Origin of the sequence: Hymenobacter aerilatus (genome assembly GCF_022921095.1) — a bacterium.
GTDB classification, from domain to species: Bacteria; Bacteroidota; Bacteroidia; order Cytophagales; family Hymenobacteraceae; genus Hymenobacter; species Hymenobacter aerilatus.
Genome location: NZ_CP095053.1, coordinates 2322574 through 2349408 on the forward strand (window position 1 = coordinate 2322574; position 26835 = coordinate 2349408).

Below are 26835 nucleotides of genomic sequence, written 5' to 3' on the forward strand. Positions count from 1 at the left end.
GCCTCTAATGCAGTAGGTCATTTGGTCTTGAGCAGACCATAATAATAGATATCTAAACTTTATTAGTATCTATTTATTTCTCACGCCTTAATTAGAAAGCGTGTTGATGGATAAGTTCGATACAGATAATTGCTCTCAGCGTTTTCAGCTACGCAAGCTGAGATTAGGCTATAGTTTTTATTATTACTACACCTCCCATTCTTATTGTTTACCTATGATTCCGGAAGAACTATCTATTGAACAACAAGCAGTACAACAAGCCGAGCAAATCCTTTCTGTTCTTAGAAATTTCAGACCTCAGTCCACTGCTAGACTACGCAGCATACTCGACCGTTTAGATACCGCTTTTACTCAAGAGGCCATATTAGATCTGGTGCGCTTGCAGCCCATCGATTTTACGGAAGCTTGGTATGCCGGTTCGGGGCATAGAAACTCAGTGCTCAACTATCATCTCTGGCGGCAGACAAGCCACCACAGCTATGAACTGATGAAAGAGTTTCTTGCTGCCACAAAAGAGGCTTTTAGTGGCATAGAGGATGAGTTACCCTTCTTCAAACCGATGAGCAGCGGCCTGCGCACTCCTTATGACCCAGTACGAGAATTATACTTGGTGTTCCCAGAACAAGTAGTTGGCGAAGGCTGCGACTATACTAGTCTATGTAGATTCTACTTGAATCTGCTCCAGGTTATTCCGGCTGAGATTGAGGTAGTACTATTAATAAAGACCAGCCAGATTGCTAATCAGCTGCGGGCTAATCCGCCACGGGAACGTATTCGGTACGTGGTACACTCGGAGCTGGAAAGCATCTGGTTACGCGATTACGCGGGCTTTAATATGGGTACCCACTTAGTGAAGCCCGTGTTTTCTCCCAGGCGCATTGGGGATAATATGAAGTTGCTGCATTCGCTACTCGGTATCGACCTAGTTCCACTCAACCTGGTGTGGGATGGTGGCAATATGGTAACTAACGGCAGCCATGGTTTTATCAGTACCCGCCTACTTAAACACAATTTTAAAAAACAGCAGCAAACACTTTTCGACGAATCACCCCAAGAACTAGCCGGGCAGCTGATACGGTCCTCTCTAAAAATAGACCCCGTCTGGGTTGAACTGCCGCAGACCGACAAGCTTGCGCACACCGATGGGTATATAACTTTCATCTCCCCTACCCAAGCTTTGGTCAGTACCTTTCCGGCAAAATGGTCCCGTAAATATCCCGAAGACCAGCAATGTGTGGATACTGGTGACCCGGTGCGGAATGAGAAGGGGTGGCCGGTGAAGAAGTCAAGTGAAATTATTTCTGATATAGTTGGCGGCACCAGCTATGGAGGGGAAGACAGGGATTTAGAGCCCGACGAATTGGGGGTGCTAAAAGTTAGCGCTGTAACCAAGGGCTATTTCAAAGCAGTACCCAAGGCCTTGATAAATAAAAAGCTTATTAAACCACGCAAGGGCGACCTTTTGTTCAGCCGCGCGAATACCCGTGAACTTGTTGCGGCAACCTGCATAGTCGATAAAGATTACGACAATCTGTTTTTGCCAGATAAACTCTGGCGAATTGACCTTAATACTGAATTGTGTAATGCAATCTATTTTAAGCATCTCCTATCAAAGCCTGAATTTAGAAATGAGCTAACAAAGACGGCTACTGGTACAAGCGGCTCAATGCTCAATGTATCAATGGCTAAGCTTCGCAGTCTGAAGTTGCCTTTGCCCCCAATTGAATCGCAAAACCGGTTCGCTGAAATCGTGACCCAAATCGAAGCGCAAAAAGCCGCCATGCAACATCTTCAGCTTCAGTCCGACGCCCTGTTCAACAGCTTGTTGCAGCGGGCGTTTCGTGGGGAGCTGGGGCGGGCAGAGCCAGCGGGCAAGGCGGTAGCAGGGCAGTTGAGCTTTACCATGTAAATTCTTTTTCTACTTTTTATTTCTTCCAATTGAATACTCATCTGAATCTATTCCGGCACTACTCGGCCAGTGAGGACCAACAGGTACTTGAAAACAACCTGACCCGTGCCCTAGCGCTGTGCCTACAGCACGACACCCTATTCCTGTATACATTACTAGGTGCCATTGTGGGTGAGGAGAAGCTTCGTAGCGACTTGCATCTGACAGACGCCGATGAGCGTCTTATCATTGACGTGCAGCAATCAGTGAACGACCTAGGTACCTGCAATGCCCTATATCCGGTAGCACTTACCGAAGCCAAGCTCGATGGCGCTTCCTATGACACCATTGTTAGCTGGCGCAATGATTCGCCCATTACTGACTTTGTCATTCGATACAAAGACGTGCTGGTACTGGTGGAAGTGAAGCGTACCAACGAAAACTGTTTAGCCCAGTTGAAAGGGCAGGTAGAGGCTTATCAGGAAAGCCAGGGTGACGACCCGATAACTATCATGCCCGTCACGACCTTGAGTTGGGCACAGATAGTCCGGCTAGCGACCAACACGCGCAACCTGCATCAGCTGACAGGGCATGCCAGCCCCTACACCACCGATCTAGTGCAGTTTATTCAGTACCATTATCCGCATTGGGATGAGGTGTTACCTTTCAGATCCATTCCTTTTACCCAGAGGAATGGCGCCATCAACGAGGCTGCGCTGTACAAACGTCTACATTATATTCAGCAGCAGGCTTTTGGCGAGAAACTGATGTGGCTGAATGGCCGGGTAGCAATGCCTATTACCGTGAAGTGGGCCAGCGAAGTGATTACATATCCAGAACTGAGCGGGGACAAGCCTTACATCAGCGTGAACGTATGGCCGGGTAACACCAAGGGTCAGGGCTGGTCGCTATACAATCGACCATTAGATTGGACTACCCAGCAAACGCTGGAAGTGAATGGCCACTCCTACCCCTTGTGGATACGCCAGTACATCAAGTTCTCGCACTTTAACCGCTATATCTTCGAGCTTTCTCTGGAAGGCGAGTTGGCCCTTTATGCCCGCAACTTTCAAAGTGAGCAAGCTTTTCATAAATACGCTGGTAAGTGGAAGCGCCCCCGTTGGACGGAGTTTGAGCAATTGCTAGATGAAGACACCAACGGCGAGTGGCGTTTGCAAAAGTCGGGCTGGCAAGCTTGGGAGGACTCCTTTGTGCATACTGCGCGTAACTACACAGATGTAGCACTAGGCTTTCAACTGTCGGTTATGCTACCATACGAAGCGCTACAACAACAAGACAGCAACACCGAAAACTGGCAACCAGTAGCCCACACATTGCAGGCTGTTATCCAGGCGTTACAGGAGTTGATTGACGGCCCCACCAACGCTTAATTACATGAACGATACCGTTCGCGAGTACCTGATTGATAAGGCCCTGACCGGCAAAACTGTTTCCTATCAGGATTTAGCCAATGCCTGAGGATTAGGTTTAGATATGGGATTGGCTAACCATCGAAACAAAATAGCCGGTATCCTCGGCGACATTGGGGCTTATGAGCACCGGGCTGGTCGCCCGGTGCTCGGTGACGTGGCCGTGTTCAAGAATACTTACGAGCATGGCAAAGGCTTTTAAGCTCTATGTGAGCAACTAGGTATAGGAGATGCGAAGCAGTTGGAGAGGGATATGTTCGGTGTCCAGCAAATAACGGCCTGCTTTGATTTCTGAAAGGACCCGCAGCACTACGATCATTTTAAAGTTTTGCAATAGATTCCAGTCAAAAGTTGCCCGCAGCTTTAGCTACTCATTACTATTCCTGTCAGCTTATATGTACCAATCCGTTGACCTCGAACAGCTGCGCCGCGATAACCCCCGCCCCCTTTTCAAAAGCCCTTTCGAGCACCAGAAAGATGCATTCGAGAAGCTGAGTAAGCTGTTCACGTTCACCGACCAGGAACACAAGGCTGGCATACTGGTGCTGCCCACCGGCGCGGGCAAAACCTTCACTTCGGTGAACTGGATTTGCCGCAACGTACTGCCCAAAAACGCCAAGGTGCTCTGGCTGGCCCACACCGGCCACCTGCTAGAGCAGGCCTACGACACGTTCAAAAGCAACCTATTACAGGTACCGCCGCAACGACGCAGCATTAATATGCGCCTGGTATCGAGCGACCCGGAGCACTCCAATGCCTCGCAGATTGAACCGAGTGATGATATTCTCATCATCACCACCCAAACCGCCATTTCCAACACCGAGACCACGGCCCTGGACGAAGCGGGCCGCCCCCGACAGACCGCTTTTGAGCGGTTCCTGAAACACGCCCGACAGACCCGCCTGTTCGTAGTGCTCGATGAAGCCCATCATGCCCCCGCTTACGGGTGCCGCAACCTGCTCATCGGGGGCAGCCGCTTCGCCGAGGGCATCCGCCAAAAGGTGCCGGGCTGCTACATCCTGGGCCTCACGGCCACGCCTAGCTACTCCGATGCCCGCCGCCGAGGCTGGTTGTGGGAGATATTTAAAGACGGCATCATTCACCAGGTGGAAAAGGCCGACCTGATCAGCCGCAACATCCTGGCTGTGCCGCACTACGTGCAGAAAAACACCGGCCAGGAAATTGCCGTTGATGACCGCCTGTTTGACCGCCTGGAGCGCCAGCATCAGGATTTGCCCGAGGACCTCATCGAGCGTCTGGCTCGCGACAGCGGCCGCAACGACTACATCGTAGACGACTACCTGGCTAATCGCGCCGCCTACGGCAAAACCATCATCTTCGCCGACCGCTGGTTTCAGTGCGTGTACCTCAAGGAGAAGCTCCTGCAGCGGGCCCGCGAGCAAGGTATTCCGCTGAAGGTGGACGCCGTATACTCGCACGTGGACGCCCGCGCCAACACCGTGGAAGAGCGCAACCAGCGCAACGCAGCCGAGAACACGCGTATCCTGCATCAGTTCCGTAATAACGAACTGGACGTGCTGCTGAACGTGCGCATGCTCTCCGAAGGCACCGACGTACCCAACGTCAATACCGTCTTCATCACACGCCAGACGACTAGCGCCATCCTGCTCACCCAGATGATTGGGCGGGCTCTACGCGGCAAGGCCGCCGGTGGTGGCCCCGACAAGGAGGTAGCCAACATCGTCTTCTTCGTTGACAACTGGAAAAAGGTCATCAATTTCGCTACACCCGAAGGCCAGGGCGGCCGCGCGGAAACGGAGCCGCGCACCCGCGGGTCTTATCCTATCGAGTTCATTTCCATTGCCCTGGTGGAAGAATTGTCGCGGCAGATCGACAGCGGGCTCGTCTTCGCCGACCGTTCCTTTCTCGACAGCCTGCCGGTGGGCTGGTACGAAACCGAGGTATTGGCCAGTACGGTTGAGGGTACGGAAACCTACCGCGAGTTCGTGGTGGTATCGGCATCGGCCCAGCCCAGGTTTGAGCGGTTCTTAGAGCACCTCAAAACCAACCTGCCCCCCCACTGGGAAGACGACTGCCTTGATGAAGCCGTGATGCAGGCACAAGCCGCGCAGTGGATAGCTGAGTTCTTCGACCCCACCGATAACACCAGCAACCTGCTCGACGCGGACCTGCTCAAGTTGTCGCGCCACTACGCCCAGGCCCGGCAGGTCCCGCCTTTCTACTCCTTCACTGAGCGCCAGCAGCACGACCTGAGCCAGATTGCCGGCGACCTGCTAGAGTTCAACGAGTTTGTGGTGCAGGATAAGCTCACCGACCTCTACCACGATGGGTCCCGGCTGTGGCAGCGCTTTTACAAAAGCTATGAGCGGTTCAAAACAGCATTCGACGCCGAGCGCAACCGCATTTATCACCTGCGCAAGTTTGGCAGCGTCCCAGACGTGCAGGTGCACGCCCCGATTCAGCGCACCCTAGAGCAGCGGGAGCTGACGGAAGACGAAAAGCAGCAGGTGTACCATCGGGACAACTACACCTGCCAATGCTGCGGCAAGCAGAGAGAGCCGGGGCGCCGCGTGAAGTTTGAAGTAGACCACATTGTGCCCTTCCGCTTCGGCGGTGAAACCAGCCTTAGCAATTCTCAGACGCTGTGCAGCGTCTGCCACAAGCATAAGAGCATCAACTCCATCAATTTCCGACTGCATAAGAGTCCGCTGAGCTTACCAAAGCCAACGCTTGCAATACTACGTCTGTCGACGGCTGAATATGCCGATGAAGAGCTACGACGCGTCATCAACTTGTTTTACTACTGCAAGGCCGTTTCGCACATCTACTGCGACACCCGGCCAAACAGCAAGTACCGTTACAAGTGGGAGGTCGTTCTGTACGAGGGCAACAACCCCGAATGGCTGTTGAAGCACAAACCAGAACTATTGAATTTTATTCAGCAGGATATGGGCTGCCATTTGGTAGCGGATATCTTAGTCCGTTAAGTGTTATCCGGATTGTTTAAGCTACCCGGGCAAGAGTTTATTCTAAAGCTATTTTGATTTAACCGCAATGCCTACTACTCCGCTATCCAACTTCTCCTTCCTAGAAGCTGCCTGGCCCGACCTTTATGAGCCAGCCCGTGAGGCGGAGTTGCACGTCTGGAGTGCACCGCGCCTAGCGGCCCTCAGCAGCCGCATTGCTCTAGAAAACGCAATTCGGTGGGTGTACGACAACGACAGCAGCCTCACAATTCCCTATCAGGATAACCTGGCGACACTCCTCCATGAGTCCGGTTTCCGCAATCTGATTGGCAGCATCCAATTCCAAGGGGGCAACTACGTACGTAAACTGGGCAACCAGGCCGCTCACCAGAAAGTAAGTCCTACCGGTCCCGAAGCCTTTGATGCCCTACGACATTTGTATGGCTTTCTGGCCTTCGTAGCCGCGGCTTACAGCCCCGAGCGGCCTCGCATTCGGCCCTTCGATGAAACTCTGCTGCCTGCCGCCGACGCCTCTGATACCACCCAAGTGCAGGCGCAGAAGCTGGAGGCCGACTATCTGGCTCAGCAAGAGGAGTTGGCTCGCAAAACAGCCCAACTCGCGGCCAACGCCCAACAACTCGCCGCTTTGCAGGCTAGCCTGGCTGCTATTCAGGAAGTGAAGGCCTACAACCTGGCTCACCCTGTAGCTATGCCGCAGGCCATTACCGAAGCTGAAACGAGGCGGCGTTACATCGACCTGCTGCTGCGCGAGGCTGGCTGGGACGTCACCGCGCCCCGGGTGTGCGAGTTCGAGGTAACCGGCATACCCTTGAGCACGAACCCCAGCGGGAAAGGCTACGCCGACTATGTACTCTGGGACGACAACGGCCGGCCGCTAGCCGTGGTGGAAGCCAAGAAAACCATGGCTGAACCCACCAAAGGCCGATACCAGGCCACGCTTTACGCTAACTGCCTGGAGCAGATGACTGGTCAGCGCCCGATCGTGTTCTATACCAATGGCTTTGAAAATTTCTTGCTCGATGACCACCCCGCCACCGATTACCCGCCCCGGCAGGTGGCCGGCTTCCTTACCAAGAATGAGCTACGCCGGATGCTGCTACGCCGCACCTCACGGCACAACCTTACCCAGGCCAGCATCAACCCCGCCATTGCCGGCCGCTACTACCAGGCCGAGGCCATTGGCCGGGTAGCCACCCGGTTTCAGACCCAGAAGCAGCGCGGGGCCTTGCTGGTAATGGCTACCGGCTCGGGCAAAACGCGTACTGCTGCTGCCCTTGTCGATGTACTACTAAAAGCGGGCTGGGTGACTAGAGTACTGTTCCTGGCTGACCGTAAAGCCTTGGTGCGCCAAGCTAAAAATGCCTTTGCTGAGCATCTACCTAGCCTCTCACTAGTCAATATCACCCAGGAAAAGGAGGATAGCAACAGCCGCATGGTGTTCTCCACTTATCCCACGATGATGAACCGCATCGATGGCGAAGTAGCACCCGGTGCGACCCGCCTCTACGGTCCCGGCTACTTCGACCTCATTATCGTGGACGAGGCTCACCGCTCGGTTTACCAGAAGTATCAGACCATTTTCGAGTACTTCGATTCCCTGCTCATCGGCCTTACAGCTACACCTATTGCCCAGATTGACCGCAACACCTACGAGCTGTTCGGCCTGGAAGACCACCAGCCTGCCTACGCCTACGAGCTTAACCAAGCCGTGCAGGACAAATACTTGGTGCCACCCAAGGCCCTCTCGGTGCCCTTGAAATTCCAGCGCCAGGGCATCAAGTACAACGAGCTGAGCGAGGCTAAAAAGGAAGAGTACGAAGAAGAATTCCGGGATGAGGCTACCGGCCTAGTACCCGACGAAATTGGGTCAAGTGCCCTGAATGCATGGCTTTTCAATCAAAGTACGGTAGATGAAGTACTGCGCTTTGTGCTGGAGCGCGGAGTGAAGGTGGAAGGCGGCGACAAGCTGGGCAAAACTATTCTCTTCGCGCGCAGTCACCGCCATGCCTTGTTTATTGAGGAACGATTTCATAAGCTGTTCCCGCAGTTGGGCGGTGGCTTCGTACACATCATTGACAACTACGAAGAGTACGCTCAGGCCCTGCTCGACAACTTTTCGGAAACCGACAAGATTCCCCAGCTGGCCATTTCGGTGGATATGCTCGATACCGGCATCGCCATTTCGGACGTAGTGAATCCGGTATTTTTCAAGGCGGTGCGCTCCAGTGCCAAGTTCTGGCAAATGCTGGGCCGCGGTACCCGCCTGCGCTCCGATCTGTTTGGTCCTGGACAACATAAGGAGCACTTTGTGGTCTTCGATTTTTGCGAGAACTTCGAATTCTTTGAGGCTCAGCCTGAAGGTCTGATAGGTAGCAACCAAGTACCTCTGAGCCAGCAGATTTTTACGGCTCGCCTCACGCTGGCTGAAGTGCTGCGCCAACCCGAGTACCACACCGATGAGGCGCATCGGCAACTGCGCAGGGATTTGTTGGATACATTACACGGCCAGGTTGCCGCCCTCGACCAGGACTCCTTTGCCGTGCGGGCACGCCTGCGACACGTGGAAGAGTTTGGCGGGCCTCGCGCCCGCTGGGAGGCCCTCACCAAAGTGGACGTACAAAATCTGGAAAACCACCTTGCCCCCTTAGCCCCCGTGGAAGGAACCGACGAGCTGGCCCGCCGCTTCGATTTGATGGTATTGAACCTGATGCTGGCCATCGTGCAAAAAAGCACCCATCAGCAGGGCTACATCGAGCGGATTGCTAACCTGGGCTACAACCTTAACAGCCAGAAGGCCAGCGTGCCGGCCGTGCTCCGGCAAAAGGAGCTATTGCAGCAGGTGCAGCAGAAGCAATACTGGCAGTACGCTACCCTACCCGACTTGGAAGCCCTGCGCCAAAACCTACGCGACCTAGTGAAGTTCCTAGATCGTGACCAGCAGCCAGTAGTGTACACCCACTTTGCCGACCAGTTAGACGCCGCCGCCGTAGCCGAAAAGGACATCACTACCTGGGGCAGCACGGTGCTGGAAAGCTACTATCAGCGTGTAGCCCGCTACATCCGCAACAATCAACATCACCTCACCATCAGCCGCTTGCGCACCAATCAGCCTATCACGGCCACCGAGTTGCACGAGTTGGAGCGCCTAGTATCCGACGGTCACGAGCGGGGCACCGTAGCCGACCTGCACAAGGAGTTGGGCCAGCCGAAGCCGCTAGGCGAGTTTATCCGCAGCCTGCTCGGGCTTGATGTGAATGCCGCCAAAGAAGCCTTTGCCGGTTTCCTAAGCGGCCGCACGCTGCAGCCCGACCAGATATTACTTCGTCAACAGTCTCATCGACTACCTAGCCCACAACGGCACCATCGTCCGTCGGAAGCTGTTCGAGAGCCCTTTCACCGAGAAGCACCACCAGGGCGTAGTAGGCGTGTTTCGGGAGGAAACCCAAGTGCGGGAGCTGTTCAGGATTGTCGATTTGGTCAACCAAAACGCACAGGCATCGGCGTAGACAATGCTTAATACTAGACTTTTAGCAGAAATTTCATCAGTATACCAGCAAGTATAAACACCTAATGGCCGATACTTCATTGGAAACTCCGCTGTTGCTGGGCCGTGACGATATTGGTCGGCTGGCCTATGGTGCGGGACCAGGGGTAGGTATGCGCTTCGTGAAAGAATACTTCCCGCAGACACAACAAGTGCTACGCATCGCCACGGCATATTTTACCTTGCGCGGCTATAAGTTGGGACGCGAGTTTGTAGCTCCCATCGCGCAACTACATATTCTGGTAGGACGCTCTGAAGAAAAGCACGCCTACGAAGCTGTCATCGATGAAATCGAGGCAGAGTTGGGCCAATGTGATACAGACCTGATGGCAGCCGTAACGGACTTGCTGCAACGCATTCGTACTGGTCGGTTTTTTATTCGCGAAGCCCGGTCAATGCAAGTGCCGTTTCACTGCAAAATTTACCTGATTGACGAGCAGTTGGTCTGGCATGGCTCGTGCAACTACACTTACAAAGGGCTGTGCGTATCAGCCGAGCAGGTCAGTGTCAGCTATGATAAACCTCAGGTTCAGGCTTGGATTAGCTGGTACGATCAGGTGGCCACGCAGGCCCATAATCTGCTGCGAGAGTTAGAGAAACGGCTAGATCAATGGCAGCTTCTGGCTACGCCGTTCGATGCCTATCTGAAGATGCTCCTGCTGCTCGACCATTTACCCGAACTGCCGAAGCATAACGGTGCATTTGCTCCAGCTTTCTACCAGCGTGGTGTTATTGCGCGGGCGTTGCGCCAGGAGCAGGATTTCGGTGGTTCGCTAATTGTGGCCGCTACTGGTTTAGGTAAAACCATTATCGGAGCCGAAATAGCGGGCCGTTTGCAAGTACAGGGTCGGATTCGCCAAACTATTTTGATTGCCCCAACCGGCGTGCTGCCCGAATGGGAACAGCAACTGGATGGCCGCGACGTGCGCTATAAGCATTTTACGCCCCAGGTGGTATTCCGGAAGGCCTCGGAGCAAGAACGTGGGCAAGTACACCACCTTGACAAAGTACTACGGCAAGCCGACCAGCACACGCTGCTGCTTATTGATGAGGCGCACTTTTATCGTAATCAGCTGCTGGTAGATGTTTCTGCCAAGCGCGACAGCCGCGTATACAACCGGCTGCTGCCCCTGGTAGCTGCGGGTGCCCGGGTAGTATTGCTCACGGCAACGGTGTACGGCACCAGCTACCAGAACCTCAATAGTCTGCTGCATCTGTTGCCGCATTCGCCGGACGAAAGTACAGGCCATCCATTACCACGGAGTGTCCGCTCGCACCAGCAATTTCTTGCGCTTCCCGTAACAACGGTGCTGGGTCTGCCCCATGTACTGAAGCTGGCCAGGAACCGCGGCGACGTGGACAACCAAGGTCGGACGTTTATTCAGTTCGAGCACGAGCGGCGCTACCTCCCGCGTTTTATGCGCCTGCGTACAGTGTCTTATCAACTGCTGATGCTGCCTGAAATGGAGCGAGCAGCTGAATCGCGTTGCTTCGACCAGCAGTTTAAAGTCCGCCATTTATATTCTGACGATGCCACTCTGCAGCACCGCGTTGGCCTCACCGACGCAGTATACAACACAACCATCGGCAGCTGGCTCAGCTCTCCTGCAGCAGCTAGCCTATCACTGATCAAGAATCTGGGTTCGCGCGATGCGACGGGCCAGCGTGGTACTGCCACCGATAACAAGAAGCGCCGGCGAGAGCCCAAGGCATTTGAGACACCGTTGTGGTTGGCATCAGATACTCGACAACAGCATTTAGCGCCGCTGTTGACGGCGCTTCAGCAGCTCAGCACGCCGGCCGACGATAAATACCAGGCTGTAGCCCGCATAGTAGAGCGGCATTGCGTAGTCGAACGTGGTAAGGTGCTTCTATTTGTTAACCGGCTTTCTACGGCCATTTATCTAAAAAAAGCGTTTGAGCAGCAGTTTACTATGCTGCGTATCGGCTGCACGGTGGAAGAAGCGCGGGGCGTAGCTCGCCTGGCCTCGCCCGAGCAGCGTCGCACCATTCTGACAGATTTCTCGCCTAAATCGCACCACCAGATGGGCCGCGATAAATACGAGGTGTTACTTTGCACCGATGCTGACGGCGTTGGCGTCAACTTGCAGGATTGTGCCACGGTGGTAAACTATGACCCACCCAGCGGGGCTGATGTACTGTTCCAGCGCGTTGGGCGCATCCTGCGCATGACCACCGACCCAACTCGCGAAGTACACGTGTACACACTCGCGCCCAGTCTGCTGACCGAAAACGGCAATCGGAGCCGAGTGGCGCATACTGTGCGAGAATTGTTTGAGCGTATTACCCAACGACACGAAAAGTCGCGCAGCATTACGGGCGCGGCTGTGTATGCGCCCGGTGCGCAAACCGATATCCAGCTGGATGGCGACATTGATGCGGCCGATTTTGTCCAGCAAGACGAGCTACTCACTGATATCGGCGGCCTAGGAGCTAAATCTGCTCTGACGCACACGGCCACCCTAGAACGCTACCGTTCGCAAGCCGTCACCTTGCCTTCCTTTCTGCTAAGTGCCTGTACCTACTCCTCAGCGCAGCCACGAGTAATCGTATTGATTCAGCATGGCACCTCTTATCGCCTGATTTGCTACAACTGCAAAAAGCAACAGCTGGAAACGCAGCATCAGGACTGGGAACTGCTTGACTGGGTTAGAAGCGAGCCGACTGCTTGCAAAGCGCCCGTGGCAGCTGACCAAGTAGAATACGAAGCTAACCAAGCAGTAAAGCGCTGGGCTATTGAGCAGCAAATAGAGATAGGTGAAGTAATAAAGCGGTGCGCCATATATTTATTGCCCGCCCGGCAACGGCATCATCAGGTCCGGCAGTTGCTCCGTAGTCTAACCCAGTAACCAAATCACTCTATCTAGATATAGCATTGATCATCAGCAAAACATACTACTAGCGTTTTCGCCAGCACAGATACTACTTCGTTAAATACTCAGTGAAAACTTTTACTGTATGATCTTATCATTCAATACTGCTGACCGCTACAATGGCACTTATAAACCTACTCTAGATACGCTTATCATTACCCACGATGCCGTACTGGTGAAGCTTTATACCGAAGGCTATTCGGCGGAAGACATGGTGGACTTTGTCTCCGACCTGATTGCTCTCGGACAGTTCAGTTTGGAAACGCTCAACGACGACCTGCGTCGGGCACGCGTAGCCGCAGAGGTCGATACTGCCCGTCCCGCTGTTGAGGTGGCCCCTAGCTAGGTGCAATTGTATCTACGAGGCCTGTTCAATACGCCGACCCCGAGTGGCCCGCCACTACGACACACGCCCGAGGTGCCGCTCAGCATCCAACTGCCCGATACCATAGCCGAAGAACATCAGACCATCCGGATACTGCGCCAACGTTTTCCGGCACTGCCGATAGCCACCGCCCGCCGCCTGCTGGACTATCCGTTTCCCGGCAACATCCGGGAGTGCAAAATACGATTGAGGGGCTCTACATGCTGCACGCAGAAAGCGAAATTGAGTTGCATCATCTACCCCGCCGCTTGCGTGAACCAGCTGCCGGCACCCTTTCGCTGCGCCTACTCGACGCGGAGCGAGTACATATACTGCATGTGTTGAAACTCAAAAAGGGAGTGAAGCTCCAGGCTGCTATGGCCTTGGACATTGACGAGCGCACACTGGCGGCCAAGCTGCGGGGATACGAAAGCGATGCTACCACTAACGCGTGAGACATGAAGCAATGTAAACCAACGTGTAAACCAACAACAAAAAGCCACCCAGCATCTAAGCTAAGTGGCTCATTATCAACGTGACCCCGATGTGATTCGAACACATGACCGGCTGCTTAGAAGGCATAATGCCATTCGTATTTGTCTGCTACTATCAGTTATCAAATCCACGCTTAAACGATTATAAGGCCATTTTTAGTAATTGCCCTCTATTGCCCGTATCGGTTATTTTACTAGATTTGTAGGCACCACCGTAGGCACCAACCGTTGGTGCCTACACTTTCAGCAGGAGCCGAGCATGAGCAAGACGACCGAACATAAAGAAGGAAAGGCTACGGTTAAGGTGTACTACAAGGTTGGGAAGACCCTGGCCGATGGCTCGCACCCCTTCATGGTTCGGATTACCAAAAATCGAAAGCAGGTTTTCCGGTCTACAGGCTTGAGCCTACACCCAAAGTACTGGAATCCCAAATCAAAAGAGATACGTCGGAGCTATCCGGAACCTGACCGGGATAAGCTGATAAAGGCGCTGGAAGCATGGCGCAAGAAGTACGAGGACGCCGCTGACTCCCTAGTGGCCGAAGATGAGCAGCACGACGCGGAAACGGTACTACGCAAGGTAAGCGAAACCCGCAAGGCCACGCGCCGGGTGTTACTGCTGGCTTACGTTGCGGAACTAGTCGAAGCCCAAGAGAAAGCTGGCCAACTGGGCAACGCCCGCGTGTACCGTCAAACGGCTACGGAGTTGCGCCGCTTTATTATTGATGAGTACAAGGTCGATGATGTGCCTTTCAGCCGGGTAACGGTAGCTTTTTGCAACGAATGGGAGGCCACACTACGCGCTACTAAAGCAGAAGATACAACCCTCTCCCTACGCTTTCGGACGCTCAGGGCCGTATTAAACAAAGCCATTGCCAACGGCCTGACCAAAGCGGAACACTACCCATTTTCCCGCAACCGGGCCGAACAGCACAAATACAGCGTCAGTAAGTTTGATTTAACTACCCGTAAGCGGGCAATCAGTCGGGCCGAATTGCGGCTACTGGAGGCTCTGCCCACCACCGACAACCGGGCGGGCAAGGCAAAGGATGCCTTTCTATTTAGCTATTACTGCGGCGGCATCAATTTCGTGGACTTGGCCCAGCTACGCTGGCGGGATTTGAGCGGCCCGGCTGACGCGCAACGGCTCGACTACGTACGGCAAAAGACTGGTGGCAAATTCTCGGTAAAGCTATTGCCCCCGGCCGCTGCTATTATTGCCCAATACCATCCCCTCACCTATACCGGGCCAGAAAGCTACGTGTTCCCATTCCTCACCATGCAGAAGCACGACACGCCCGAAAAACGCCTAGTGCGATTGCAAAACGTGTTGGGCTGGGTCAATAAGAGCCTGAAACTATTAGGGGAACAAGCTGGCATCAGCACCCCGCTTACCACGTATGTGGCTAGGCATTCCTTTGCGCAGACACTCAAACTAGGCGGGGCGCAAACAGGTATTATCAGCCAGGCAATGGGGCATAAGTCCGAAGCAGTAACGGCTATCTATCTTGACTCCTTCGGCTCCGATCTGGTAGATTCAGCATTCGAGCACCTTCTATAGTTAGCTGCTATGAACTACTATCAGGAACAACAGCAATACATTCAATCTCTTTTCTCCGACACGCATCGGGCAGAGCTTATAAGCTTATATGGAGAGGAGGATACAAATAGCTATTTAGATAGCTTAAGAAAAGACGAGGCGAAGCAGATAAGACTATTCAGAGAATCGAAGGCCCGCCAATTTGAGCAGCAAACAATGAAGGACTGCGATGAAACTGACCCTTTTTACTGGAGTCGGGTGGTTCAAAATGCGGCCGGCAGCTTCATACAAGAAAGAGTAGTGCCGCCGCCATACGGCAGAGCATACCAGTATGTATTCGTAGACACGATTCTGAACGGCTTAGGGGAGAGGATATATCAGTACCTAAATGATACATTTATCGGTGATGAGTGCGATAGGCAATATGTACAAGAGTTACTTGACATGATGGTTACTACAGGCTTTTTTAATGATGATATTGCTATAAGATTTCATAGTGGCGGTGATGGAGGTATCGAGCAGTGGGAAGCAGGGCAAGGTGAAAGGATTGTCAATATCAAAGTAGATGACAAACCATTACCTAGGTTATTCCTTGGCAGAGCTAGAAATATAGTCCGCGCTGACATTGTGCGCCGCTGGATATCTGATAAAGAGAAATCAGCACCTCAACGAGTTAGCCATAGGGCTAAAGCGCCTCTTACTCACAAGAGAGTGGCCTTGCTTGTGTTTCTATTGGGGAAATCTATTAGCAAGAATAATGCAGCGGCAGTTGCTAACGAATATGGATTAAACCCTGCCCCCGGCACTCCAGGAAAGCTCTATGATTATTGGGAAAAGTGGTGCACTAATGATAAGCTGAAGGCTGTGCACAGCAGCAGAGTGGCAAAAGCACTGATAAGAGACATTGAGGCAATAATACCAAATCTAATTGCTGAGCAACAGCAAGTTGAGGCACAGGAGCTAATGCTATATATCCAAGATAACCAGTCATCAAATTAGAAAACTAGTTTAAACCAGTTACGCCAATTAGCATCGGCAAACTTTGATCTATCGCCAGTGAATAGCAGGTAACGAAGCCTGCTATAAAGTAGCGCTAGGTAATGAATAACCCATTTGCGACCCTAGAAGAGTGGCTTCGCCGTATCGAAGCGAACCAAAACGAGTTGCTCCAACGGCTGAATGCTCCCCAACCCAACCTGCCCGAAGTTGGTGGGATTGAACTGGCCTGTGAGGTGCTACGACTAAGCAAGCCACGTATATACGCTCTTGTTTCAGAGCGAAGCATTCCGCACATGAAGCGAGGTAACCGCTTGACGTTCAGTCGTAGCGAATTATTGAATTGGGTCAAGGCAGGCAGTCGGCAAGTATCTGCGCAATGAGTAATAAGCGCAAGTCTGCAACTACTCCTGAGTTGCTCCACACTATTGGGCAGGCAGTGCAACATGAGCAGGAAATGGAAACTCATGTGCATAGGGAAAGTGCCCCCAAACGCGAAAAACAACGGCCGCCGCACTCTCATTTAGCCACCATCTTGGCCGGAGAGAAACGAATAGGCGAGTTAGCAAAGCAGCCCATTATAGGCGTGCTGCCATTCATTCGCCAGTACGAGGAGCCTATCTTCTTTTCTCGCTCTATTAACCTGCTACAAGGGCAAACCGGAGCGCACAAGAGCAGGGTAGGCGAACTGATAAGCGCCGTTGTCATTGCCCAGGATGCCCCCATTTGCGACAATCTTGGCTTTGTTCGCTCGCGCGAGTTGCCGCAAGAGTACACCCTAGTGTATGTGGATACGGAGCGAAACCTAGCCAGCGAGTCTCCCGCAGCCGTGCAACGCATCAAGGAGTGGGCGGGCTATAACAGAGTAGATACGGTGCCGCACTTTCGCTTTATCTCGCTGCAAGGTATAGCCAGGGCAGAGCGGTTTGACGCGCTAACCGAGTTTCTAGAATATGCCCGAGGCACCATTCAGACGCATATTGTAGTGGTCATCGATGTGCTTTCTGATTGCGTCAACGACTTCAACGACCCGAAGGATAGCCTGTTGCTCTCTGACTTGCTCAATCAGGCGATCAATACGTTTGACGTGACGTTTATCGGCATCATCCACGAAAACCCAGGCACCACCAAAGCACGGGGGCACTTAGGCACAGAGATTAGCAACAAGTCTAGTACCGTTGTACAGGTCGGCTATATCAAGCAGGCAAGCGGCGAAGCTACTGAGGTAATAGAATTGCGCTACATCAAACGCCGACATGGCAAACGCAATCTAGTAACCCATGCCCGATTTGACGAGGCTACAAAGCAATTGGTGAAGGCTACGCCACAGGCAGTAAAAGAGGCGCGGAGCCAACGTCAACGGGTTGCTACGCAGGATATGATACAGCCCGCACTCCTAAAGGCTCTTGCCAATGGTCCATTGGAACAGGGCAAGCTCGTAGCCCAGCTATGTGATGAGCTGAAAGCTAGCGGTCGTACAATGCGAGAGCGTTTAAAGGAGCTAGATGGTTCTACTCTCTCAAATGAAGGCGGGCAATCAATCCGTCTACGAAGCACGAAGGATGGCCGGTCAACAAGGTACCAGCTTACGTCGGCTCCAAATACCACTACTCCGGAATAGTGGCATAGTGGCAACTCCTTATAGGGGCTTTGCCAGTTGCCACAATCAACACACAGCCGGATAAATAGTGGCAACTGGTAAATAGAGTATATGCTTTTGCCACTATGCCACTATCGTACAAGCCCCTAACGGTGCGGCAGTCAGCAATCCTTGACGCTAGGCGCTGTGCCTTGTCGAATGCTCCCTTCGGTCCGCTTCGACCCCCTCTAAAAACTTGTCTTAATTGCTGGAAGAACGGTTTTTATCATATCGTAAACCGCAGCGGAGCGGAGGTTTATGATGCCCAGCGGCGAGCGTCGCTTCGTGCTGATGTTGTTTAGTCCGCACCAGTAGCACCCCGGCTACACACCACCCCAACCCCTGTATTTACTCACCCCCGTAGGCGCCCAAACAGGGCACCCCGGCCAAACCATGCCCTTATGTATGTACTTCCCAATGTCCCCACCATCAAATACAACGGTTGCACCTACTACCAAATTCAAGAGGCTCACGACTACTATGTAAGTACGTGCGGCTTTGTCTACTCAACACTTGCGGGCCGTCTCCTCAGTGGGGGCACGCACGGAGGTTATCGACAAGTATGGCTGAAGCTGAATAATGGGACTGAAGCATGGCGAGACGTTCACCGACTCGTAGCAGAGCGCTTCTTGCCCAACCCCGACAATAAGCCGTGGATAAATCATATATCCGGAAAAAAGGACCAGAACGAGGTCGGCAATCTTGAGTGGTGCACTCCGAGCGAGAACACCCGGCACGCCTACGCTACGGGACTACTGAAAGCCAGACACGGCGCCGAACACCACAACTACGGCAAACAATACAGCGAAGAAACCAGGTCTAAAATGGCTGAGGCAAAGCTAGGTGAGGCGCACCCTAAGTTTAAGGGCTGGTACATCACCCCGGCCGGCCGCTATCCTTCGGCCCGAGCCGGCGCCGAGGCCAACGGTACCTACCCCAAGCAGGTGGATAGATGGTGCAAGGGCGGCAAGATGAAAGCTCGGGGATGGGATTTTGAGCCGGCCCAACAGGCACCCGCAATGGCCCAGGCGGCCTAGTCTTTCTCATGGACACGCCTGTTTTGCTGCCCTGCCCGTGGTGTGGCGCCCCGGCTGCCGTCGAGGTGTGCTGCCCACCGTCACCTTACGAGGCGGCACCTACTGAATACTTTATCAGCTGCTCCCACGAGGGCGCGGGGTGCCCGGCAAACTTGGTATTTGTTGGCCCCTGTACCACGCTAATAAAGGCTGCTAGGCGGTGGAACACCCGCGCGACGCCGAGTCAGTAGCGGTAATTTTCAGAAGCGAGTGAGCTGCACACAGCCAATAGGCAATTCAGCCCCTTTCACCCCCTCCACCACCGCCGATAAGGTAGGCGGTGCCCTACCTCAAGCCGTATAAATTCCCCATGTCCAACGTGTTCAAAATCAACACAGAAGAATGGATTGTGCGGGCGCTAGTTAGTGAGCCAGTGCGCAAAAGCACAGCCGCGAAGCACGGTCTACGCCCTAGCCATTTACAGGCCCTGATGGCTCTCTATTCACTGACTCAGCGCGAAATGATAGCCGTTACCCCCGGCGAATTGTACGCCAGCACCCCGACTAGCCCAACGCTGCTACGCTCCTACGTTTGGGTGTTGGTGCTGAAGGGATTCGTGCAACGGAGCCGAGATGCCAGGGGCCGCGCGCGGCTTAGCCTAACGGTAGCGGGTAAGCTATTAATGACTGAGCACGCTCGTAAATTGAAACGGGCGGCCGAGCGCTACCTAGCAGCATAGTAGCTCGTAGCGAGTAAGCTACCGCTTTGGACCCTTAACAAAAATAAGCGTACTCACGCCGCTTCTGTCCTGTCCAGGAATCATGCCTTGCATAGAGTAACCTTCCTGATAAAGTTTAGCAATCACTTTTTGATAATGCACGGCAGCAGCCGATATCCGATCATCGCCAGCCCCGCCTTGAAATTCAGTTTCCTCCGGCTCTTTGCTACCTCGAGCTATTGACAGGAAGACACTCCCTTGACGCTCTTCTACTCTAACAATAATAACCTGAGGCGCCACTGCCTGCGCCAATACCGGCGAGCTACCCAGCACCAGCAGGCAGCCCACCATAAAGAATAGCTTTTTCATAGCGGCCAAGGTACGCACAGGCGTTAGCGCTACCTAGCACAGTGGCAAGTAATGAGCGAGGTATACGCAGAGGCTTAGCCTACACTTTAGGGCCTACCCTCTACTCATCCAAAACCGAATCCCAGAACCGGGTACCCTCGATAAGACGCCCCACCGGCCTAGCCGACTTGCTATCCCACACCACCGAGCCCCCAGGTACAGGCAGAAGCAAAATCTGAAAGCGGCCTAGTTACTTGCCGGCCTGTGTCTGCTGGAATCGAGATAAGAGGTCATCATAATCTAGCTGGAGCTGTTGGCGACGTGCTGTCTCTGCTTCTAATAGCGCCCAGCATTGCGTCTCCTTAGCTGCTTCAGTATCCCGTAGCATCGGCCCTTGCCCAGCTACCAGCCAATTCAAATTCAACTCAGGGCACGCCGTTACGAGCTTCTCCAGCATATCGGCTGAGGGCTTGCTAGTCCGTTCGCTACTGCCCACGAGGTAGCCCACCGCCGAGGCGCTTACCCCTAACTTCTTGCTGAGTGCAAACTTGCTTTGGCCTGTCTTTTCCAGAAAGGCCGCTAGACGGGTGTTAATCGTGTCCTCTTCTTTCACAACTGAGAAATAAAGTGTGCCGTATGTTTGGAATTAATTGCACAACTGTTAATATTTACCACAGTTGTGCAACAAACATAGCGGTTTACCTTTATTCTACCACCAGCCCTACCCCTGCTTACTATGGATTACCTACCCTTGCCCACGACGGGCACCGATGACTATATATGCGAGTTGTACCCGCCCCTGTCGCCTACCCTGTGTCGGGAGCTACGGTTACTACTGACGCCCGAAGAGACGCTGGCCGGCTGCCAGGTGTACGAAGTGGAGGAGCCCACCCTAGGCCCCACGCTGCCCCGTGGTAGCTACGCCGTTGTGCAGCCACTGCCCCCGAGCCAATGGCCTACCGTTCAACCGGGCGAACACTGCTTTCTGACGCTCGAATACCTAGCCGACGCACCGACCGCAGACTTCCTAGCTAATTTCATGTCGAATGAGTTTGTGCGCGTTGTTGCCAACCAGTTGCGCACGGCGGGCACACTGGCGGCCATCATCTCCAAAGACAACCCGCCATATCCCACGGTCTTAACCTTCGAAACAGAGGAACGCGCCGGGCCGGACGCGTCGAATTACTTGCGCGGCATAGGCCGGGTGCTACGTGTCATCTTATTGCCTACTGTGTAATGGGCGCCCGTATTCTGGCCCAGTTCGCCACCGAGGCGCGGGCCGTGGCCGACCGCTACGCATTGGCCCACATCGCCACCGACTACAACCCGCGCCGCACGGAAGGCCCATACGTGTGCCTATACCGTTGGCCCTTCGAGGAGGAATATTCTACTGCTTTCCCTGCCTATACGCCCGAAGATGCCGTGGCGAACTTGGAAGAGGCCCTATGGCAAGCCTACCACTCCAATCAGGTTATCTCCCGGCACTGAAACCCTACACCCTGTTGACTACCTGAAAGGCCCGTGCTTCTAGTGCGGGCTTTTCTACTGAAAATAATTTAGTAGAGTATTAATATACAGATATTTAGCTAAACAAAATACTTTTATGATGCTGGGGTGTCTACTAGGTTTGCGGCATGGAAGTATACAGCAAACAAGAGTTGGCCCCGTGGCTCAAACAGATTGAGCATTTGACCCAGCAAGTACAGGAGCTAGTGGCCGCCCGGCCCGATTGGATACCGGCCGAGGAGGCACAGGCCCTTACCGGCCGCAGTCGTGCATGGTTCTACATGGGGCGTACGGCGGGCACACTGCCTATTACTATGTTGCCCCGCGCCAAAGGCAGTCGGCGCGTCATGTACTCGCGCAAGGATTGTATAGCTTACGGAATCAAACACCGTATTTTACCGCCATGGTACCCGGGGGAAATGCCCAAGTAAAGCAGAGATATACCCTTTAGACCTATGGCGCTAGAAGCGTCGATGCATGAAGTACTTTTAAGGCTATGAGCGACAAATTATACAGAAGAATACTCTGCCTACTGCTAGTTGGAGCCTTGTTTATTGCTTATCAATGGTCAAACAATGGGCGCTATCATAGGGTAGGAGATTCCGGCTTATTCGACTCACGAACAGGTGAGGTATATATAATGAAACCGGATGCCGATATAAAGGGCTGGCACTGGGAACGGGTCACAAAGCCTGTAGAATAGGAGAGCCAATAAAGCAGAAACCCGCTAGATAGTCCAGTGGGCTTCTCTCTTATCTACTTCTAATCGGCGTAAAACGGTGCCGATTGATTAGGCCTCTATGCCTTTAGCTCTTGCCAATAGGCGCCGCGGCCTATGGTGAAAGTATACGTAATACCATTATGCGTAATGGCTGCGGGTACACCCAGTAGATCAGTATTTAGTTGCCCAATCTGCACACCATCCACATAGAACAGGGTGGTAACGTGGTGTGGATGTCTGACGGGCTCAGGATTGTAGCGGAATTGAGTCCCCGCGGCCCCGCACCATACGATACCGCAGTAGTTCTCTTGGCCCTCGGCGTTTCTGCCTGGTCCATTGCCCGTCAGTACGGTTGAGAAAGATGCAGCTGCCACCATTAGGTTAAATCCGTGCGGAAAGGGTAGCGGCCGCTGGGCGTAAAGTAATAGGTCATGCCCTTATATGTGACAGCGCACAACTCGCCACTCAGGTTCGCGTCGAGCTGCCCAATTTGCACACCGTCTATGAATAGCCAACGACAGCAGTAGCCAGCAACATCGTTTGGGATGGGATTGTACTTGAACTCAGTGCCGGGAGCACCGGACCAATGCACACCGCACAGGTTGTCTTGGTTCTCCGCATATTGATACGGTCCATTGCCAGGCAGAGAGGCAGAAAAGGAGGGATTTGCCATAGAGTAAAGATACCCATTTACGGCCTGAAAAATGGCCGGTAGGGGCCACCACGCACCGAGCAAAACTATATTCCGGCTGCCCTATGCTTTGTGGTCAATTCTTTGTAGCATAGCGCCCTATATCAACGATACGCTATGAAAAAACTACTACTATTCTGCTCCCTGTTACTGGCAGGCAGCACTGGCGCCACCAGCGTAGCTACTGCTACCTATGCTACGGCCTCCGGCATCGAGGCCAGGGCCGCCACCGTGTATATCTGCAACAATGGCAAAACAGCCGTGTACCATAGTGGTATGGATTGTTCAGCTATGAAGCGCTGTACCCATGAGACGGTGACAACGACGGAAGCCAAGGCCCAGGGTGCTGGGAAACGTCGGTGTATGAAGTGCTTTTGAGATATGAGAAGAGGAACAATTATAACAGTGGGGCTCCTGTGCTTCTCCTGTAGCCACTCTACTGATGAACAGGCCGCCAAATCTAGCAAGCGACAAACCGCACCGGGCGCGGCCGTAAATATTCAAGAGCTAATGTATTACTCGCATGGAGAACTAGACGCCGTTTCAGCGAAGTACAACATAGGCCGCGACACCGTATTGGGCATCATGACAGAATTTGAGCAGCGCCATTATTCTCCCTTCTCCTCAGATTCGGCGCGGCAATTACAGCGCCCTGGTAACACCATATCAAAGGAATTATCAATACGCTACCAGATACCATGCTCAACAGTCGGGAATATCATATATGATATCAAGGCCCTTACGATCATTAATGAACCTTCATCAAAGGAATAATTATGCATCATGGAATCGACCACAAATTCTAGCGATAATCAATTAGAGCACGTCCTAACCCAGTTGCAATCTTGCGACCAAAGAATTAAAGACGTTGCAAAGTACATGGTTGCTGAAGCAGTACTTTTCCCCATGGATTTGCTGACAAGCGCTGTCTTGAATCGATCTTTGGCAATGCTAAACGGGTTTATCTTATTGATGCGAGGCAACAATTCGCTGACAGCTTTGCATCTTGTTCGTTTGCAACTAGACAGCTTATTGCGGTACTCTGCCGCTTGGCTTGTAAGCGAGCCACACTCATTTGCCAATGAGGTATTAGCGGGCAAATCAATAAAGACATTGAAGGACCGTACAGGGTCCTGTATGCAGGATTGGTACTTAGTTAATGAATTAGCCAAAGAATATGATTGGGTCAAACCCGTGTATCAAGCTACCTCCGGATATATTCATTTAAGTGAGAAGCACTACCATTCTTCTACGAGAAGGAAAGAGGGAGCAGATGACACAATAGAAACAGTGATAAGCAGTGACGACCCATTTATACCTCAATACTTGAAGATAGAAGCAACTGAAGCGATGATTGAAATTACCAATCAAATTTGCAACTACGCCTTTGGCTGGGCAGACACCAAGCATGGTAACGGTCCAGTAGGCGAACAGTAGATAATATTGGCTGTAAATATCATATAGCTCCCGTTTATCCATAGTTATAGGTTTATTTGCTTTCTTAGATAAAATGAGTCTATCTACCACCTTAAATTTTTCTTTTCAATCTAGATAACACCATGAGCTTCAACCCCTATGATTTCTATTTCTCGTACGGATTGTATCAAAAAACACCTTTCAATGAGGAGAATTTTGAGGATCTATTCAATCTAGTATTTTCAGGAAAAAGACAAGATTTATATTGCCCATATTGCCAAAGAGAGACAGTCTTTTCCCCAAATCCCAGAAGGGAAAAAAAGGATAATAGCCCGTATGCCCCCAGCAGCGATATATATACTTTCAGTGATTTTAAGGAAAAATTTGATTTTAGATATTTCCATAATGGAAAAAGATTCGAGATAAGCTACAAGTGCACGAGGGAACAGTATTTAGATCACATTATTTATTTCCAGATGATAATTACCGATAGCGCTATTATGAAAATTGGTCAGTATCCATCTATAGCTGATTTGGGCGCACAGGATATAAAAATTTATGAGTCTGTTCTGCCGAAGAATTACTATAGAGAGTTAAGCAAGGCAATAGGATTATTTTCTCATGGTATTGGTATTGGGTCATTCGTATACATGAGAAGGATATTTGAACAATTGATATTTGATACATATGATGAATATAAAAGTGATATAAATATAGAATATGAAGATTTTAAAAAAATGAAAATGAATAATAAGATAGAAATTTTGAATAGCTTTCTACCCAAAAGTTTAGTTGAAAGAAAAGCATTATATGGAGTACTGAGCAAAGGTATTCATGAATTGGATGAAGATATTTGTAGGGATAGTTTTCCTATAATAAGAGCTGGTATCGAATTTATACTTGACGAAAAAATTAGGCAAATTGAACAGAAACGCAAAGAGGAAAAGTTTAACAAGGATTTTGCTTCTCTAATTAAAAAGCTAAGCTAAAGCAAAGATGTAATAAAAAAGCTCCAGCCTGTAGGCTGGAGCTTTTTTATTAATATCAGGGAACGTACTACGAATACATTAGACTGCACTCGCGTTGCCAACTCATTATAAAAGGATGAAGCTGTGCTACACTTAGGCCAAATATTAATAACACATCGTCTTCGCTCATACCCTCATCAAGTGCATCTAAAGCTGCCCAAGCTTGAAACTTAAGCGTTGTCTCTTGATTAAACTTAAAATCTGAGAGCATACCCAATGTTATCTGATCTCCCGTTTTCATGGCTTTGGACTAAGATACTCTTCAAATCTAACCACTTGTTGTTGATTATACAAATTTAATTCACCATGCCATATAGAACCTATTAGCAGACCTTTCAATGCGGGTACTGACCCCCATTGCCAGATAGGGAAAGGTTGACCAGGGCTTTGTGTGAAGTGTCTGCCTACCTGTCTTTGTAGGGCTTTTATGACGCTTTCCGGCTGTAGATTGAGCCGACTCGCTCTTGTTAACATGTCATCTAATTCTTCCTGATCTACAGCAGAGAATCCAGCTTTAGCCCACACGTATCCACCCACTTCCAACGAAGCACATGTTTCGATAGTTCGAACCTGCAAAATTTTATACTGTTTGTATAATGCTCCGTTAATCACACGAGACAGATTCATGTTTTGCAATGCACCAGGAAGACAGAGATAATCGTGATGTGCTACGAGTTGACCATCACGATTACTCAATCGGCGTTCGAGTATCAGTTTTTCTCGATTATTAAAGATAGCTTCATATTCCATCGTAAGAAGATCACCATTTATATATCCATCTGAAAATTCCCACTTGATAGTCTGCCACTCAAAGCCAAAGGTTCTAGCAGCATCGTTTAAATCCAATGCTAATTTCTCAAAATCACTATCAGGGAGAAACGCTTGGACATTCTGAATGATGGATTCATCACTTGCGTTCCTCGTTCCAGTTATTTTAACCCCGTAACTGCGAAGGTTAGCCAATGTTTCCTCATTAAACATATTAGTATAATAGTATATATATCATATAAGGTAGAGGGGTAAGATGTAGGCACCAACGTGGGCACCGCCAACATAAAAGCCACTTAGCTAGCGAGCTAAGTGGCTGATAATCAGTGTGACCCCGATGTGATTCGAACACATGACCGGCTGCTTAGAAGGCAGCTGCTCTATCCAGCTGAGCTACGGGACCAAAAACAAAAAGCCGGCCGTCCGGCTAGGTGGACGGCCGGCTTCCGCACGGGTCGGGGTGGCAGGATTCGAACCTGCGGCCTCCTGCTCCCAAAGCAGGCGCGATACCGGGCTACGCTACACCCCGAAAAGAATTATGAATTAATGACTAGCAATTAAAACGGGATCTGGCAGACCAGATGACTTTTAATTATTAATTCACAATTCTTAATAATGAGCAGCGGAGAGAGGGGGATTCGAACCCCCGGTAGCCTTTAGAGCTACGGCAGTTTAGCAAACTACTGGTTTCAGCCACTCACCCATCTCTCCAGAAGACGGCTATTCCGTCTGAATGGTGCGCAAATATACGACTGGAATGGAGAAATCAAGCATTTTCAAAAAATATCTTCTTCTCAGCAGCGTTGTGAAGAAGACTGCGCTACCCGGCAAAAGCTATCTTTGCTGGCATGAGTGAAACAAGGGC

25 protein-coding genes and 3 tRNA genes are annotated in these 26835 nt (G+C 51.7%); 20 read left to right on the top strand and 8 right to left on the bottom strand.

Translation table 11 applies throughout. From position 1 onward, the window contains the following. Nucleotides 1-106 precede the first annotated feature (106 nt). From MUN82_RS09965 to MUN82_RS10020, 14 genes are all read left to right on the top strand, one after another. The gene (locus MUN82_RS09965; protein ID WP_245097123.1) at nt 107-1909 is read left to right on the top strand and encodes a restriction endonuclease subunit S; all 1803 of its coding nucleotides are present in this window, start codon (nt 107-109) and stop codon (nt 1907-1909) included. 29 nt (nt 1910-1938) lie between these two features. Continuing rightward, nucleotides 1939-3279, top strand: coding sequence for a hypothetical protein (locus MUN82_RS09970; protein WP_245097125.1), 1341 nt, complete (start codon nt 1939-1941; stop codon nt 3277-3279). A gap of 109 nt (nt 3280-3388) precedes the next feature. Further along, the gene (locus tag MUN82_RS22275; RefSeq protein ID WP_262922854.1) at nt 3389-3520 is read left to right on the top strand and encodes a hypothetical protein; all 132 of its coding nucleotides are present in this window, start codon (nt 3389-3391) and stop codon (nt 3518-3520) included. A 193-nt stretch (nt 3521-3713) separates the two neighbouring features. Then, a complete protein-coding gene (locus MUN82_RS09975; protein WP_245097127.1) occupies nt 3714-6287 on the top strand; it encodes a DEAD/DEAH box helicase family protein in 2574 nt (857 codons plus the stop codon). Between the two features lie 67 nt (nt 6288-6354). Further along, the gene (locus tag MUN82_RS09980) at nt 6355-9804 is read left to right on the top strand and encodes a DEAD/DEAH box helicase family protein (protein WP_245097128.1); all 3450 of its coding nucleotides are present in this window, start codon (nt 6355-6357) and stop codon (nt 9802-9804) included. Between the two features lie 53 nt (nt 9805-9857). Continuing rightward, nucleotides 9858-12701, top strand: coding sequence for a helicase-related protein (locus MUN82_RS09985; RefSeq protein WP_245097130.1), 2844 nt, complete (start codon nt 9858-9860; stop codon nt 12699-12701). A 109-nt stretch (nt 12702-12810) separates the two neighbouring features. Further along, nucleotides 12811-13071 (top strand): hypothetical protein, encoded by a 261-nt coding sequence (locus MUN82_RS09990; RefSeq protein WP_245097132.1) that lies wholly within the window; start codon nt 12811-12813, stop codon nt 13069-13071. A 212-nt stretch (nt 13072-13283) separates the two neighbouring features. Next, entirely contained in the window at nt 13284-13544 is a 261-nt protein-coding gene (locus tag MUN82_RS09995) for a helix-turn-helix domain-containing protein (protein ID WP_245097134.1), read from the top strand. Between the two features lie 202 nt (nt 13545-13746). Further along, nucleotides 13747-15144 carry a site-specific integrase gene (locus MUN82_RS10000; RefSeq protein ID WP_245097136.1) on the top strand — a complete coding sequence of 466 codons (1398 nt, stop codon included), beginning with the start codon at nt 13747-13749 and terminating at the stop codon, nt 15142-15144. 9 nt (nt 15145-15153) lie between these two features. Continuing rightward, nucleotides 15154-16122 carry a hypothetical protein gene (locus MUN82_RS10005; RefSeq protein WP_245097138.1) on the top strand — a complete coding sequence of 323 codons (969 nt, stop codon included), beginning with the start codon at nt 15154-15156 and terminating at the stop codon, nt 16120-16122. Nucleotides 16123-16223: 101 nt separating this feature from the next. Beyond that, nucleotides 16224-16502, top strand: a complete 279-nt coding sequence (locus tag MUN82_RS22450; protein ID WP_375374088.1) for a helix-turn-helix domain-containing protein — start codon at nt 16224-16226, stop codon at nt 16500-16502. Beyond that, nucleotides 16499-17740 (top strand): hypothetical protein, encoded by a 1242-nt coding sequence (locus MUN82_RS10010; RefSeq protein WP_245097139.1) that lies wholly within the window; start codon nt 16499-16501, stop codon nt 17738-17740. Before MUN82_RS22450 ends, MUN82_RS10010 begins: the two co-directional genes overlap by 4 nt. A gap of 842 nt (nt 17741-18582) precedes the next feature. Next, nucleotides 18583-18795 (top strand): hypothetical protein, encoded by a 213-nt coding sequence (locus MUN82_RS22545; protein WP_245097140.1) that lies wholly within the window; start codon nt 18583-18585, stop codon nt 18793-18795. A 349-nt stretch (nt 18796-19144) separates the two neighbouring features. Next, nucleotides 19145-19513 carry a winged helix DNA-binding protein gene (locus MUN82_RS10020; protein ID WP_245097141.1) on the top strand — a complete coding sequence of 123 codons (369 nt, stop codon included), beginning with the start codon at nt 19145-19147 and terminating at the stop codon, nt 19511-19513. Between the two features lie 18 nt (nt 19514-19531). Here MUN82_RS10020 and MUN82_RS10025 read toward each other — a convergent pair whose 3' ends face one another. Beyond that, entirely contained in the window at nt 19532-19861 is a 330-nt protein-coding gene (locus tag MUN82_RS10025; RefSeq protein ID WP_245097143.1) for a hypothetical protein, read from the bottom strand. A 229-nt stretch (nt 19862-20090) separates the two neighbouring features. After that, nucleotides 20091-20453 carry a hypothetical protein gene (locus MUN82_RS10030; protein ID WP_245097145.1) on the bottom strand — a complete coding sequence of 121 codons (363 nt, stop codon included), beginning with the start codon at nt 20451-20453 and terminating at the stop codon, nt 20091-20093. A gap of 123 nt (nt 20454-20576) precedes the next feature. On the opposite strand from MUN82_RS10030, the gene MUN82_RS10035 reads away from it, so the two are divergent. The 3 genes from MUN82_RS10035 (at nt 20577) to MUN82_RS10045 (ending at nt 21777) form a co-directional block, all read left to right on the top strand. Then, entirely contained in the window at nt 20577-21077 is a 501-nt protein-coding gene (locus tag MUN82_RS10035) for a hypothetical protein (protein WP_245097147.1), read from the top strand. Continuing rightward, entirely contained in the window at nt 21077-21328 is a 252-nt protein-coding gene (locus MUN82_RS10040; RefSeq protein WP_245097149.1) for a hypothetical protein, read from the top strand. The genes MUN82_RS10035 and MUN82_RS10040 overlap by 1 nt, the downstream gene beginning before the upstream one ends. A gap of 146 nt (nt 21329-21474) precedes the next feature. Next, nucleotides 21475-21777 (top strand): hypothetical protein, encoded by a 303-nt coding sequence (locus MUN82_RS10045; protein WP_245097151.1) that lies wholly within the window; start codon nt 21475-21477, stop codon nt 21775-21777. Between the two features lie 666 nt (nt 21778-22443). Here MUN82_RS10045 and MUN82_RS10050 read toward each other — a convergent pair. Then, nucleotides 22444-22740 (bottom strand): hypothetical protein, encoded by a 297-nt coding sequence (locus MUN82_RS10050; RefSeq protein ID WP_245097153.1) that lies wholly within the window; start codon nt 22738-22740, stop codon nt 22444-22446. A gap of 135 nt (nt 22741-22875) precedes the next feature. Between MUN82_RS10050 and MUN82_RS10055 the strand changes: the two genes are divergently transcribed. The 3 genes from MUN82_RS10055 (at nt 22876) to MUN82_RS10065 (ending at nt 25163) form a co-directional block, all read left to right on the top strand. Further along, nucleotides 22876-23136 (top strand): hypothetical protein, encoded by a 261-nt coding sequence (locus MUN82_RS10055; protein ID WP_245097155.1) that lies wholly within the window; start codon nt 22876-22878, stop codon nt 23134-23136. Between the two features lie 405 nt (nt 23137-23541). Next, nucleotides 23542-24195, top strand: coding sequence for a hypothetical protein (locus MUN82_RS10060; RefSeq protein WP_245097156.1), 654 nt, complete (start codon nt 23542-23544; stop codon nt 24193-24195). Nucleotides 24196-24317: 122 nt separating this feature from the next. Next, complete coding sequence (locus MUN82_RS10065) at nt 24318-25163, top strand: hypothetical protein (protein WP_245097158.1); 846 nt, start codon at nt 24318-24320, stop codon at nt 25161-25163. A gap of 67 nt (nt 25164-25230) precedes the next feature. Here MUN82_RS10065 and MUN82_RS10070 read toward each other — a convergent pair whose 3' ends face one another. The 5 genes from MUN82_RS10070 to MUN82_RS10090 form a co-directional block, all read right to left on the bottom strand. Continuing rightward, nucleotides 25231-25443, bottom strand: a complete 213-nt coding sequence (locus tag MUN82_RS10070; protein WP_245097160.1) for a hypothetical protein — start codon at nt 25441-25443, stop codon at nt 25231-25233. After that, nucleotides 25440-26183: a hypothetical protein gene (locus tag MUN82_RS10075; protein WP_245097162.1), complete on the bottom strand. Its 744-nt coding sequence runs from the start codon at nt 26181-26183 to the stop codon at nt 25440-25442. Before MUN82_RS10075 ends, MUN82_RS10070 begins: the two co-directional genes overlap by 4 nt. Before the next feature lie 116 nt (nt 26184-26299). Continuing rightward, nucleotides 26300-26373 (bottom strand) — tRNA-Arg (locus MUN82_RS10080). Nucleotides 26374-26425: 52 nt separating this feature from the next. Next, a tRNA-Pro gene (locus tag MUN82_RS10085) sits at nt 26426-26499 on the bottom strand. Nucleotides 26500-26593: 94 nt separating this feature from the next. After that, nucleotides 26594-26681: transfer RNA gene (locus MUN82_RS10090), tRNA-Ser, on the bottom strand. Between the last annotated feature and the right edge of the window lie 154 nt (nt 26682-26835).